Raw genomic sequence first — 13,143 nt, 5'->3', positions numbered from 1 at the left:
GGACCGGGACGGACGAACCTCTGGTGTGCCAGTTGTCCCGCCAGGGGCACGGCTGGTTGGCTACGTTCGGAAAGGATAACCGCTGAAGGCATCTAAGCGGGAAGCCCGTTCCAAGATGAGGTCTCCCACCCCTTCGAGGGTTAAGGCCCCCACCAGACCAGTGGGTTGATAGGCCAGACATGTAAGCGCCGCAAGGCGTTCAGTGGACTGGTACTAATAGGCCGAGGACTTGCCCACACACACGTCAAGCAATCACGACGTGCCACGGCGACCAATGCGTCACGAACAACCACATGCCCGCGTCCACTGTGCATATCCCAACGACCACACACCCCACCCCCCACGGGCCCATACCCGGTGGGGGTGGTGGGGTGTTCCGGTGGCCACAGCGGAGGGGAAACGCCCGGACCCATCCCGAACCCGGAAGCTAAGCCCTCCAGCGCCGATGGTACTGCGACCGACAGGTCGTGGGAGAGTAGGACACCGCCGGAACACCCGACCACCCCCACACCACGTGGGTGGGCACACCGACGACGACCTGCAGAGGTCGCCACAGAATGAGCAGTACCTGACGGGCAGGACTCCGGCTGGAGCCCTGCCCGTTCGCATGTCCACAGGAGGTCCGTGATGTCGTCCGACCCGTCGGAGGGGCCCGGCGCTCGCGGAGGCGACGACGACCCACGCCGCGGCAGGACCGCCGGCTCCTCCCGCGACGAGCAGCAGGGCTCGGGTGGTCGCGGGGCGACCGGCCGGGACCGCGGTGGCGCTCGGGGCGGGGAGCGTCGCGGCAGCGGACGCCCGTCCGACCGCGGCCCCCACGACGACCGCGGCGGCTCCGGGCGGCGCCGGTCGGACGACCGCCGCGACGACCGTGGCCCGCGCGACTCGCGTCCGCGGGACGGCCAGCGCCGCGACGACCGGCCCTCCGGTGACCGCCCTCGTGGTGAGCGGCAGGGCGACGACCGGTCCCGCGACGACCGGTCCCGCGACGACCGGTCCCGCGACGACCGGCCCCGCGGTGACGGGCGGGGCGATCGCCGCCACGACGGGCCTCGAGGCGGTCGGCCCCGGGACGATCGGCCCGGCGGGGACCGGCCCCGCACGGATCGCTCTCGCGACGAAGGGCCCGGTGGCGGCCGCCCGAACGGCGCGCGTCCGCAGGGCGGCCGCCCGAACGGCGCGCGTCCGCAGGGCGGCCGCCCGGGTGCGGGTGGTGACGGCGGGGGGCGTGGCGACCGCAGTGCCCGTGGTGACCGTGGTCGGCCCCGTGACGACCGTGCGCGCGGACCGCACGACGACCGCCGCCCCGACCCGCGCCGCGACGAGACCGGCGACAGGGTCGAGACCGGCGACAGGGTCGACCACTCGTCGGAGCCGATCCAGCGCCACCAGGACGCCGCGCCACGTCCCGTGGCGCCGCCCTTGCCCGACGACATCACGCCCGACCTCCTCGACCCGGAGGCGCGTCGCGACCTGCGCGGCCTCCCCAAGGACCTGGCCGACGTCGTCGCGCGCCATCTGGTCGCGGTCGGCGAGCTCGTCGACGACGACCCGGAGCAGGCCCTGGCCCACGCTCGCTTCGCCCGCCACCGGGCGAGCCGCGTCGCCATCGTGCGCGAGGCCTCGGGTCTCGCGGCGTACCACGCGGGGGAGTGGGCCGAGGCGCTCTCCGAGCTCCGCGCGAGCCGTCGGATGGGCGGCGACGGTCACCTGGCCGTGATGGCCGACGCCGAGCGAGCCCTGGGCCGCCCGGAGCGTGCGATCGAGCTGTCGCGCAGCCCCGAGGCCCGCGATCTCACGACCGAGGACGCCGTGGAGCTCCTCATCGTCGTGTCGGGCGCCCGGCGCGACCTCGGCGAGAACGACGCCGCGGTGGTCGGGCTGCAGGTGCCCGAGCTCGACGCCTCGCGCGAGGACCCGTGGGTGCCGCGGCTCTTCTACGCCTACGCCGAGGCGCTCCAGGCCGCCGGGCGCACCGACGACGCGGTCCGCGCGTTCCTCGAGGCCGCCGGTACGGACCTCGAGGGCGAGACGGACGCCGAGGAGCGCGCGATCATGCTCGGTGTCGGCGACCACGCCGCCGCCGAGGAGACGGCCGCGGAGACCGCCACCGAGACCGCCACCGAGACCGCCACGGACGACCGCGACGTGCTCGACGACGAGGTCCAGGCCGCCGAGAGGTCCACCGACGAGGCGCGCGAGGACGCGCCGTCGAGCGCCGTCGAGGCGCCGAGGTTCTCCGGGTGAGCGAGCACGACGCGCTGCTCGTCGATCTCGACGGCACGGTGTACCGGGGGCCGGACGCGATCGAGGGCGCGGTCGAGAGCCTCGAGGCCGTGCGGGGGCGGGCGACCGTCTCCTACGTCACCAACAACGCCTCGCGAGGCCCGGACGAGGTCGCCGACCACCTGCGTCACCTCGGGCTCACGCTCGAGACGGACGCCGTCGTCACCAGCGCGCAGGCCGGCGCGGTCGTGGTCGCGGAGCACGTCGCGCCGGGGGCGAAGGTGCTGGTCGTGGGCACCGAGGCACTCGCCGAGGAGATCCGCCTCGTGGGCCTCGAGCCGGTGCGTGCCGAGGACGACGAACCCGTCGCCGTGGTGCAGGGGCACTCGCCCGACACCGGCTGGCCGATCCTCGCCGAGGCGACTCTGGCGCTGCACCGGGGCGTGGTGTGGGTCGCCTGCAATGTCGACCCGACCCTGCCGAACGAGCGCGGCCTCCTGCCGGGCAACGGGTCGATGGTCGCCGCCCTCCGCGCGGCGTCCGGGCGCGAGCCGCTGGTGGCGGGCAAGCCCGCGGCGCCCCTGCTCGAGCAGGCGATCGCCCGGGTGGGCGCGCAGCGTCCGCTGGTCGTCGGCGACCGCCTCGACACCGACATCGCCGGCGCCCACAGCGTCGACGCCGAGAGCCTCCTCGTCCTCACCGGCGTCTCGACCCCCGCGGCCCTCCTGGTCGCGCCGGCGGGGCAACGCCCGACGTACCTCGGCGCCGACCTGCGCGTTCTCGACGCCGACCTCGCCGCGACCTCCGTGGCCGACGGCGACACCGCCGGGTTCACCGCCCGGCGTGAGGACGGGCATCTGGTGCTGGACGGGGACGGCGACGAACCCACCGCCGCCCTGCGCGCCCTCTGCCGCGCCGCCTGGTCGTCCGGCGGCGGCGGCGGCGGCGTCCGCGCCGACGGCGCACCGGCCGAGAAGATGATCAGCGCACTCGGGCTGGCCAGCGGCTGACGGGTTAGCGTGGACGGCGACAGCATCCGGGCCGACGCCGGGGAAGGACGCGCCATGATCGAGCAGGGTGACGCGCTCACCGGCCTGCGGGACGCCGTCGCGGCTCTCCCGAACGGTGCCGGGGACGGCGACGACTTCGACGCCGCCGAGCACGCGACCCGGTTCGAGGCGGTGCACGACGCGCTGGTCGCGGTGCTGGCCGACGTGGACCGGACCTGAGCGCGGTGGCCCGGTCCACCGCCCGCCGGCTCCGCCTGGACGCCGAGCTGGTCCGACGCGGCCTCGCCCGGTCGCGCGAGCACGCGGCCGGGCTCATCGCCGAGGGCCGGGTGACGGTCGGCGGCACGGTGGCCAGCAAGCCCGCGACGGCCGTCGAGACCGCCGCCGCCGTCGTCGTGCGCGAGGACGTCGACGACCCGGGCTGGGCGTCGCGGGGCGCAGGCAAGCTGCTCGGCGCACTCGAGGCCTTCGTCCCGCAGGGTCTCACCGTCGACGGCAGGCGCTGCCTGGACGCGGGCGCGTCCACCGGCGGGTTCACCGACGTCCTGCTGCGACACGGCGCGCGCGAGGTCGTCGCGGTCGACGTCGGCTACGGGCAGCTGGTGTGGGCGCTGCAGACCGACCCGCGCGTCGCGGTGCACGACCGGGTCAACGTGCGCTCCCTGACGCCGGACGACATCGGCGGACCGGTCGACCTCGTCGTCGCCGACCTGTCGTTCATCTCCCTCGGCCTGGTCCTCGACGCGCTGGTCGCGTGCACGGTCCCGGGCGGCGACCTCGTGCCGATGGTCAAGCCGCAGTTCGAGGTCGGCAAGGACCGGCTCGGCTCGGGCGGGGTCGTGCGCGACCCGGCGCTGCGGACGTCGGCCGTGCTCGACGTCGTGGCGTCCGCCCGTGCGCGGGGCCTGGTGCTGCACGGCGTCGTCGCCAGCCCGCTGCCGGGGCCGTCGGGCAACGTGGAGTACTTCTGCTGGCTGCACCGGGCGACCGGGAACGACGACGGGAACGACGGCGGGCACGACAGGGCGCACAGCGAGACGCTGGTGGAGCGCGCCGTGGAGGAAGGTCCGCAGTGACGACAAGGGGACGCCGGTGACCGACGGGCTCGCGGAGGCCGATGCGGCGGGTGTCGCGGACGACGACGGCCGCGGCACGCGCGACGCGCTCCTCGTCGTGCACACCGGCCGGGACGCGACGCGGAAGGTGGCGTCGCAGGCCGCCCGCCGGCTCGCCGAGGCCGGGTTCGCGCTGCGGATCCTCCCCGACGAGTACTCGACCGACGAGGGCCTGTTCGACGACCTCCCGGAGGGGCAGCGCCCGCGCACCGTCGCGCCCGACTCCGACGCCGCGCTCGGCATGGAGATCGTGCTCGTGCTCGGTGGGGACGGCACGCTCCTGCGGGCCGCCGAGCTCGCCCGCCACGCGCGGGTGCCGATGCTGGGCGTGAACCTCGGGCGCGTCGGGTTCCTCGCCGAGGCCGACCTCGACGACCTCGACGAGGTCCTCGACGCCGTCGTCGGGCGCACCTACCGCGTCGAGGAACGGATGACGGTCGAGGTCGTCGCCCACCAGAACGGCACCGAGCTGGGCCGGACCTGGGCGCTCAACGAGGCGATCGTCGAGAAGATGAACTGGGCGCGGCTGCTCGACGTCGTGCTCGAGGTCGACGGTCGCCCGGTGTCGGAGTTCGCCTGCGACGGGGTGCTGTGCGCGACGCCGACCGGCTCGACGGCCTACGCCTTCTCGGCGGGCGGGCCCGTGGTGTGGCCCGAGGTGCAGGCGATGCTGTTGGTGCCGAGCAACGCGCACGCGCTGTTCGCGAAGCCGCTGGTCATCTCGCCGGACTCGTCGGTGGCGCTCGAGGTGTCGAGCCGCGGGGACGCCGGTGTGCTCGTCTGCGACGGCCGGCGCACGATCGAGCTGCCGCCGGGCTCGCGCGTCGAGGTCGTCCGTGGGCGCAACCCGGTGCTGCTCGCACGGCTGCGGGTGCAGCCGTTCACCGACCGTCTGGTCCGCAAGTTCGGGCTGCCGGTGCAGGGGTGGCGGGGCCGCCGGGGCTGAGCTCGAGGGGCTCCGGTCGACGGGCCGAGCTCCCCGATCGGCGTGCTCCCCTCACCGCTCCGCCGACCGCCCGACACCGACCGTTCGACCACGTGTTCGATCCCATCGGCGTGTTCGGACCCGGAGCGTCGGACCGGACCGCTACCGTGAGGGCCGTGCTCGCCGAGCTGAGGATCCAAGGCCTCGGGGTCATCGAGGATGCCACCCTCGATCTGCACCCCGGGCTCACCGTGGTCACGGGGGAGACCGGGGCCGGCAAGACGATGGTGGTCACGGGGCTGCACCTGCTGGGTGGCGGCCGCGCCGACTCCTCGCGTGTGCGCCGCGGCGCCACGCGCGCCATGGTCGAGGGTCGGTTCCTGCTGCCTCCGTCCGACACCGACACCGACACCGACACCGACACCGACACCGACACCGAGGGCGACCCACCGGAGGGCGGGGACGACGCCGGGCCCCGGTCGGCCCTGCGCCTCGCCGCCGACGCGGGCGCCGCACTCGACGACGACGGCAGCCTCATCGCCGCGCGCACGGTGTCCGCCGACGGGCGCTCGCGCGCTCACCTGGGCGGGCGCTCGGTGCCGATGGCCGTGCTGGGCGACGTCACCGACGCGGCGCTCGCCGTGCACGGTCAGCACGAGGCGCTGCGGCTCCTGCGGGCGGCCGAGCAGCGGGCGGTGCTCGACCGGTTCGCCGGCGCCGCGGTGGCCGAGCCGCTGGCCGCCTACCGGGGCACGCGCACGGCCTGGCGCCGCGCGGTCACCGAGCTGACCCGCCGGCGCGAGCAGGCGCGCGAGATGAGCCGCGAGGCCGACATGCTGCGCCACGGGCTCACCGAGATCGAGGCGGTCGACCCGCAGGCCGGCGAGGACGCCGAGCTCGTGGCCGAGGCGCGCCGTCTTGCGGACGCCGACGACCTGCGCGCCACCGCGTCGGCCGCCCTCGCCGCCCTCGCCGGCCCGCCCGACGGTGCGGGCGAGGACGGGTCGGGCGGGGGAGTCGACGCCGTGGGGCTGCTGGGCGAGGCGCGCCGACGTCTGCAGGGCAGCTCGGGTAGCCAGGACCCGGCGCTCGCCGGGCTCGACCCCCGGCTCGCCGAGGCCGCCGCGCTGCTCGGCGACGCCGCCGCCGAGCTCACCGACTACCTCGAGCGCCTCGAGGCCGACCCGCAGCGCCTCGAGCAGGTGCTCGAGCGCCAGGCCGCGCTCAAGGGGCTCACCCGCAAGTACGCCGCGGACGTCGACGGCGTGCTGGCGTGGGCGGAGTCGGCGCGCGAGAAGCTCACGGGCCTCGACACCTCCGACGAGGCGCTCGCCGCGCTGGCGGCGGAGGCCGAGCAGCTCGCGGGCGAGGTCGCCGGGCACGCCGCGGCGGTGTCGGCGGCGCGCCGCGAGGCCGCCGACCGGTTCGGCGCCGCGGTGTCCGCCGAGCTCGACGGCCTGGCCATGGGGTCGGCGTCGGTGCAGATGGCGGTGGCCCCCAAGGTGGCGCCCAAGGAGGCCGCCGCCTCGGACGCGACAGCCCTGGAGGTCGAGGGCCACCGGGTCGTCGCCGGACCCGACGGCGTCGACGAGGTCGAGCTGCTGCTCACCCCCCATGCGGGTGCGCCGGCGCTGCCGGTGCACAAGGGCGCCTCGGGCGGCGAGCTCTCGCGGGTCATGCTCGCGGTCGAGGTCGTGCTCGCCGGGGCGGACACCACGCCGACGCTGGTGTTCGACGAGGTCGACGCCGGGGTCGGCGGACGCGCGGCCGTCGAGGTCGGGCGCCGGCTCGCGCGCCTCGCCCGCACCCACCAGGTGGTCGTCGTGACCCACCTGGCGCAGGTCGCGGCGTATGCCGATCGTCACCTGGTGGTCGACAAAGGCGGGCTCGCGGACGCCGACGACACCGACGGCGTCACGCGCAGTGCCGTCCGCACGCTCGGCGACGGCGACCGCACGGTCGAGCTGGCGCGCATGCTCGCGGGCACCGAGGAGACCGAGACCGGCCGCGCTCACGCCGAGGAGCTGCTCGCCGCGGCCGCGGCGGACCGGTCGGCGGGCGACGAGACCGCCGAGGCCCCCACACCGATCACGCGCGGTGCGATCACGCGGCGTCACGGTCGCCGCCGGAGTCGCCGGGCCGGGTGACCGCCGCACGTCGCCTCGGCGCGTCGGCTCCGTCTGCGGGGCCCCTCCGACGACCATCGAGGCATGGGTCGCGGCAGGGGTGCGGGGTGGCGAGTATGAAGTGGCCACGAGGACGCACGAAGGAGGCGCCGGCCGGCGTCGTCGGCACGGCACGTCTCGGTGGGCGCTCCGGCGGTGAGGTGTCCCCGGAGTTCCTGCGCCGGCTCGGTCGCGGCGACGTCGCGGTGATCGACCAGGTCGACCTCGACCGCGCGACCGCTCACGCGTTCGTCGACGCGGGCGTCGCCGGGGTCGTCAACGTCTCGCCGTCGATCTCGGGCCGCTACCCGAACCTCGGCCCGGAGATCCTCACCGACGCCGGGGTGGCGCTCGTCGACGACGTCGGCGACGGCGTGCTGCGCCGTGTGCGTGACGGCGCCTCGGTCCGCCTCCACGACGGCGGTGTGTACCTCGGCGACGACGAGGTCGCCCGCGGGTTCGAGCAGAACGCCGAGACCGTCGCCGACCAGCTCGCCGAGGCCCGCTCCGGGCTCGCCGCGCAGCTGGAGGCGTTCTCGGCGAACACCACCGAGTTCATGGGCCGCGAGCGGGCGATGCTGCTCGACGGCGTCGGCGTCCCGGGGCTGGAGACGGCGATGAACGGCAGGACGGTGCTCGTCGTCGCCGGCGGCTCCGACCGCGTCGAGGAGCTGCGCCGCCTCAGGCACTTCGTGCGCGAGGAGCGCCCGGTGCTCGTCGGGGTGGGCGGTGGCGCCGCGGCCCTGCGGACTGCGGGCTTCACGCCGGCCGTGGTCGTCGGCACCGCGCTGGAGATCGACCCGGAGCTCGCGCGCAAGGCCGTGGACGTGGTCATTCCGGCGGACACCGACGGGCACATCGCGGGCCTGGCGCGGCTGCAGGACGCCGGCATCGATCCCGTCGGGTTCCCGTCGTCGGCGAACCCGGAGGACATGGCGCTGATCATCGCGCAGCGCCACGGCGCCTCGCTGGTGGTCGCGTGCGGGTTCGACGCGACGCTGTCGGGGTTCCTCGACCGCGGCCGCTCGGGGAGCAACCCGTCGACACTGCTCACACGGCTGCGCCTGGGACCGACGCTGGTCGACGCGTCGGCGGTGGCCGCGCTGCACCGCCACCGGGTCACCACCGGAGCGGTCCTGCTCCTGCTGCTGGCCGTGATGGCGGTCGGCGCGACGGCGCTGTTCGCGAGCGGACTCGCCGAAGCCATCGTGATGCTCGTGCGTGAGGGGTGGGCGGCCGCCGCGGCCGCGGCGGCGGGAGTCGGGGGATGATGTCGCTGCGTTACCACGTGGTGTCGATCGCGGCGGTGCTGCTGGCGCTCGCGCTGGGTGTCGTACTGGGGGCCTCGGCCCTGTCCGGGCGGGTGCTCGGGGCCCTGACCTCGGATCGCGACCAGCTCGCCGGTGAGGTCGTGCAGATGCGCGGCGAGCGCGACGCGGTGGGCGCGCAGCTGCTGGCCACCGAGCGTCTGGTCGGTGCCGGCGCGCCGTCGACGGTCGCGGGAGTGCTGCCCGACCGGGGCGTGGCGCTGGTCGCCGCCCCCGGTGCGGAACCCGCCGACCTGGACGCCGTCGCCGACCTCGTCACCCGCGCGGGCGGGCGCGTCACGGGCCAGGTCGCGCTGACCGACGCCGCCGTCGCCCCGGACCGCGCGGAGGCGCTGCGCGCGCTCGTCCCGCGGCTGCTGCCCGCCGGGGCGCAGCTGCCGACCACGACCGACACCGGCACGCTCACCGGGTCGCTGCTCGGGTCGCTGCTGGTCGCCCGCCCGGGCGGCGTCGGCGACCGCACCACCGGCCCCGAGGTCGCGACGGCGCTGCGCGCGCTCTCCGAAGCCGGATACGTCCGGTCGCCCGAGGCGTTCGGGGCCGCGCCGGGCGAGCTCGCGCTCGTCGTGACCGGCAGCGGCGCCGACCCTGCCCGCGACACCGTGCTCGCGCGGATCGCGGGCGAGATGGACCGCGTGGGCGCGGGCGCCGTGCTCGCCGGGCGCACCGGGTCCGGGGCGGTCACCGCCGTCCGGTCGGACCCTGCGCTGCGCACGGGCCTGTCGACGGTCGACGCGCTCGAGGGCCCGGCCTCGCGGGTCGCCACCGTGCTGGCCCTGCGCGAGCAGGCCGACGGGCGGACCGGCGTGTACGGCCCGGCCGCGGGCACCTTCACGCCGCAGCCCGCCGCGGGCTGAGGGTCGCTCGGGTGGGTAGCAGGCGCGGTCCGCTACCCTGAAGCCCCGTGAGTGACGGAGTATCGCCGGCGGGGTCCTGACCGTGCAGCCGGCGCGGACGACCAAGCACGTGTTCGTCACCGGAGGCGTCGCCTCCTCGCTCGGCAAGGGGCTCACGGCGTCGAGTCTCGGCCAGCTGCTCACCGCGCGCGGCCTGCGTGTGACCATGCAGAAGCTGGACCCGTACCTCAACGTCGACCCCGGGACGATGAATCCGTTCCAGCACGGCGAGGTCTTCGTCACCGAGGACGGCGCCGAGACCGACCTCGACATCGGGCACTACGAGCGGTTCCTCGACCGCGACCTGTCCGCGCGGGCCAACGTGACCACCGGGCAGGTCTACTCGAGCGTCATCGCCAAGGAACGGCGCGGCGAGTACCTCGGCGACACGGTCCAGGTCATCCCGCACATCACCGACGAGATCAAGTCGCGCGTTCTCGCCATGCGCACGGACGATCCCGCGCCCGACGTGGTGATCACCGAGGTCGGCGGCACCGTCGGCGACATCGAGTCGCTGCCGTTCCTCGAGGCCGCGCGGCAGCTGCGCCACGAGGTGGGACGCGACAACTGCTTCTTCCTGCACGTCTCGCTGGTGCCGTTCCTCGCGCCGTCGGGTGAGCTGAAGACCAAGCCGACACAGCACTCGGTGGCCGCGCTGCGCAACATCGGTATCCAGCCCGACGGGCTGGTGTTGCGCGCCGACCGCGACATCCCCGAGGACATGACGCGCAAGATCAGCCTCATGTGCGACGTCGAGGACGACGGCGTCGTCGCATGCCCGGACGCGCGGTCGATCTACGACATCCCGAAGGTGCTGCACACCGAGGGTCTCGACGCCTACGTCGTACGCCGGCTGGGTCTGCCGTTCCGCGACGTTGACTGGGCCGTCTGGGGCGACCTGCTCGACCGGGTGCACCACCCCACCGAGACCGTCGAGATCGCGATCGTCGGCAAGTACGTCGACCTGCCCGACGCCTACCTCTCGGTGACCGAGGCGCTGCGCGCCGGCGGGTTCGCGCACCGCGCCCGCGTCGCGGTGCGCTGGGTCGGCTCCGACGAGTGCGAGACGCCGGCCGGCGCGGCCGCGGCGCTCACGGGCGTCGACGGCATCCTCGTGCCCGGCGGCTTCGGCATCCGGGGGATCGAGGGCAAGGTCGGCGCGCTCGACCACGCCCACCGCCGCGACATCCCGGCGCTCGGGCTCTGCCTGGGCCTGCAGTGCATGGTCATCCACGCGGCGCGGTCCATGGCCGGCCTGGAGGGCGCGAACTCCGCCGAGTTCGACGAGGACACCCCGCACCCGGTCATCTCGACCATGGCCGACCAGACCGACGTCGTCGCCGGCGAGCGCGACATGGGCGGCACGATGCGCCTCGGTGCCTGGCCCGCGGTGCTGGCGCCCGAGACGATCACGCGTGCGGCCTACGGCACCGGCCGGATCACCGAGCGGCACCGCCACCGTTACGAGGTCAACAACGCCTACCGCGACCGTCTCGCCGAGGCGGGCCTGGTCTTCTCCGGGACCTCGCCGGACGGCGCGCTCGTCGAGTTCGTCGAGCTGCCACGCGACAAGCACCCGTTCTTCGTCGGCACCCAGGCGCACCCGGAGCTCAAGAGCCGCCCGACCCGGGCGCACCCGCTGTTCCGCGCGTTCGTCGCCGCGGCGCTGCGCCACGTGGCGTCGCAGCGCCTGGACCTGGAGACGGACTCGGTGGGGTCGGTGGAAGACGTTCTCGACGAGCCGGCCGGCGCGACCCGGTGACGGCGCCGCGCACCCCCGACTCACTCGCCGACCCGTACGACGGCTCGGGTGGCCATCCGCACGACTTCGCCGTGGTCGAGCGCGAGACCCTCTACGAGGGCGCGATCTTCGCCCTGCGTCGCGACGAGGTGCGGATGCCGGGCGGCCGGATCGCCGGGCGGGAGAAGGTCGAGCACTTCGGCGCCGTCGCGGTCGCGGCGCTCGACGAGGACGACCGCCTCGTCATGATCTACCAGTACCGGCCGGCGCTCGGGCGGCGCATCTGGGAGATGCCGGCGGGGCTGCTCGACGACCCCTCCGAGGACCCGGTGGTCGCGGCGCAGCGCGAGCTGGTCGAGGAGGTCGGGATCGAGGCCGACGACTGGTCGACGCTGGTCGACATCGTCGGCTGCCCGGGGTTCGCCGACGAGTCGGTGCGCGTGTTCCTCGCGCGCGGGCTGCGGTCGGTGGAGCGCCCGGTGGGCGGTGACGACGAGGAGGCGGACCTCGTGATCCGCCGGATCCCGCTCGACGACCTCGTCACCGGGGCCATGTCGGGCGCGCTGGTCAACGGGCCGTGCGTGGCGGGCGTGTTCGCGGCGGCGGCGGTGCGCGACGGCCGCTCGGCCCCGCGTCCCGTCGACGCGGAGTGGGTCGACCGCCCGGGCGAGTTCGCGGCCCGGCGCGCCGCGCGCCGCTAGAGCCCCGGGGTGATGGCAGCGAACGCCTTGTTCGCTGCTTCTAGGCGCGCGAACTCCCCGTTGATCACCTGGCGGGCGGCCGCGGACTAGGCGATCTGGGCGAGCAGGTCCGCCAGCAGATCCAGGCTCGCGTCGACGCCCGGCGCGGCGTACATCGGGTCGACGAACACGTCGGTGAACCCCGTGATCTCGACGAGGCGCCGGGTGCCGTCGGCGATCTCCGCGGCCCCGAGGCCGGCGGCGACGTTGACCCGTAGTGCGGTGGCGACCTCGGCGGGATCCCGTCCGGCTTCCTTCGCGGCGGCGTCGATGTTGGCGCGGAACGTCAGCAGCGCCCGCGCCTGGCCGTCCAGGTCGGTGCTGGGCAGTCGCCCGACCGGCAGCCAGCCGTCGGCCCGCTGCCCGACCCGGCGCAGCGCGGAGTCGGTCCACGCCGAGAGGTAAACCGACGGGCGGGGTGAGGGGGTCTCGACGTGCACCGCCGGCAGCGGGAAGCGCGGACCCGGGAGCGGCGCCGGCGCGCCCGACCAGAGGGTGTCGAGCCCGTCGAGCAGTTCGTCGAGCCGGGCGCCGCGGGCGTCGAAGCCGAGCCCGGCGCCGGCGTACTCCTCGGGCGACCAGCCGATGCCGAGCCCGACGAGCAGCCGCCCGGGCGCGAGCGCGCCGATCGTCGTCAGCGACCGGGCCAGCACCGCGGGCGGGTAGAGCGGCCCGACGAGCACGCTGGTGCCGAGCGTGGCCCACGTGGTCGCGGTCGCGGCCACCGCGAGCAGCGCGAACGGGTCGAGCGCGCGGCGGAACTCGACGGGGACGGTGTCGCGGCCGCCGTAGCCGACCTGCGGGTCGACGGCGGCGAGCAGGCGGTCGCCGACCCACAGGCTCGCGGCGCCCACCTCCTCGGCCCGGGCGGCGAACTCCCCGATCCTCGCCACCTCGTCGGCGGCGTCCCCGAACTGCGGCAGCGTGGTCCCGAGTCGCACGGTGATCAGTCTGTCCCTCCCGCGCGCGGCGGGCCGACTGGGGCGTTCGGTGCGGC

Annotated in this window: 11 protein-coding genes and 2 rRNA genes; 12 read left to right on the top strand and 1 reads right to left on the bottom strand. The window is 75.5% G+C overall.

The genetic code is table 11. The features are described 5' to 3' along the window. The 12 genes from AC2A1K_RS18705 to AC2A1K_RS18650 all read left to right on the top strand — a co-directional run. Positions 1-237: ribosomal RNA gene (locus AC2A1K_RS18705) — 23S ribosomal RNA — on the top strand; the annotation flags it as partial. Between the two features lie 138 nt (positions 238-375). Beyond that, positions 376-492, top strand: a 5S ribosomal RNA gene (rrf, locus tag AC2A1K_RS18700). Between the two features lie 930 nt (positions 493-1,422). After that, on the top strand, positions 1,423-2,247 hold the full coding sequence (locus tag AC2A1K_RS18695) for a hypothetical protein (protein ID WP_483897810.1): 825 nt from the start codon (positions 1,423-1,425) through the stop codon (positions 2,245-2,247). Beyond that, a complete protein-coding gene (locus AC2A1K_RS18690) occupies positions 2,244-3,236 on the top strand; it encodes an HAD-IIA family hydrolase (protein ID WP_483897809.1) in 993 nt (330 codons plus the stop codon). The genes AC2A1K_RS18695 and AC2A1K_RS18690 overlap by 4 nt, the downstream gene beginning before the upstream one ends. Before the next feature lie 54 nt (positions 3,237-3,290). After that, positions 3,291-3,455 (top strand): hypothetical protein, encoded by a 165-nt coding sequence (locus AC2A1K_RS18685; protein ID WP_483897808.1) that lies wholly within the window; start codon positions 3,291-3,293, stop codon positions 3,453-3,455. Between the two features lie 5 nt (positions 3,456-3,460). Further along, on the top strand, positions 3,461-4,312 hold the full coding sequence (locus tag AC2A1K_RS18680) for a TlyA family RNA methyltransferase (RefSeq protein WP_483897807.1): 852 nt from the start codon (positions 3,461-3,463) through the stop codon (positions 4,310-4,312). A gap of 16 nt (positions 4,313-4,328) precedes the next feature. Continuing rightward, positions 4,329-5,297: an NAD kinase gene (locus AC2A1K_RS18675; RefSeq protein ID WP_483897806.1), complete on the top strand. Its 969-nt coding sequence runs from the start codon at positions 4,329-4,331 to the stop codon at positions 5,295-5,297. Between the two features lie 155 nt (positions 5,298-5,452). Beyond that, the gene (recN, locus tag AC2A1K_RS18670; protein ID WP_483897805.1) at positions 5,453-7,423 is read left to right on the top strand and encodes a DNA repair protein RecN; all 1,971 of its coding nucleotides are present in this window, start codon (positions 5,453-5,455) and stop codon (positions 7,421-7,423) included. Between the two features lie 95 nt (positions 7,424-7,518). Beyond that, positions 7,519-8,712 carry a putative cytokinetic ring protein SteA gene (gene steA / locus AC2A1K_RS18665; RefSeq protein WP_483897804.1) on the top strand — a complete coding sequence of 398 codons (1,194 nt, stop codon included), beginning with the start codon at positions 7,519-7,521 and terminating at the stop codon, positions 8,710-8,712. Beyond that, a complete protein-coding gene (locus tag AC2A1K_RS18660) occupies positions 8,709-9,626 on the top strand; it encodes a copper transporter (protein WP_483897803.1) in 918 nt (305 codons plus the stop codon). Before steA ends, AC2A1K_RS18660 begins: the two co-directional genes overlap by 4 nt. 76 nt (positions 9,627-9,702) lie before the next feature. Continuing rightward, positions 9,703-11,427, top strand: coding sequence for a CTP synthase (locus AC2A1K_RS18655; RefSeq protein WP_483897814.1), 1,725 nt, complete (start codon positions 9,703-9,705; stop codon positions 11,425-11,427). After that, positions 11,424-12,107, top strand: a complete 684-nt coding sequence (locus AC2A1K_RS18650; RefSeq protein WP_483897802.1) for an NUDIX domain-containing protein — start codon at positions 11,424-11,426, stop codon at positions 12,105-12,107. The genes AC2A1K_RS18655 and AC2A1K_RS18650 overlap by 4 nt, the downstream gene beginning before the upstream one ends. Before the next feature lie 86 nt (positions 12,108-12,193). Here AC2A1K_RS18650 and AC2A1K_RS18645 read toward each other — a convergent pair whose 3' ends face one another. Continuing rightward, entirely contained in the window at positions 12,194-13,087 is an 894-nt protein-coding gene (locus tag AC2A1K_RS18645) for an LLM class flavin-dependent oxidoreductase (protein WP_483897801.1), read from the bottom strand. Between the last annotated feature and the right edge of the window lie 56 nt (positions 13,088-13,143).

It is taken from the genome of Actinomycetospora sp. 2LY8.5 (assembly GCF_057180585.1).
Note: the sequence above shows the minus strand (reverse complement) of the source record. Positions and strands in the feature narration are given on the sequence as shown.

Excerpts from the sequence above, each read along its gene's own strand:
- AC2A1K_RS18685 (WP_483897808.1), top strand. The coding sequence starts at position 3,291 with ATGATCGAGCAGGGTGACGCGCTCACCGGCCTGCGGGACGCCGTCGCG.
- steA (WP_483897804.1), top strand. The coding sequence starts at position 7,519 with ATGAAGTGGCCACGAGGACGCACGAAGGAGGCGCCGGCCGGCGTCGTC.
- AC2A1K_RS18660 (WP_483897803.1), top strand. The coding sequence starts at position 8,709 with ATGATGTCGCTGCGTTACCACGTGGTGTCGATCGCGGCGGTGCTGCTG.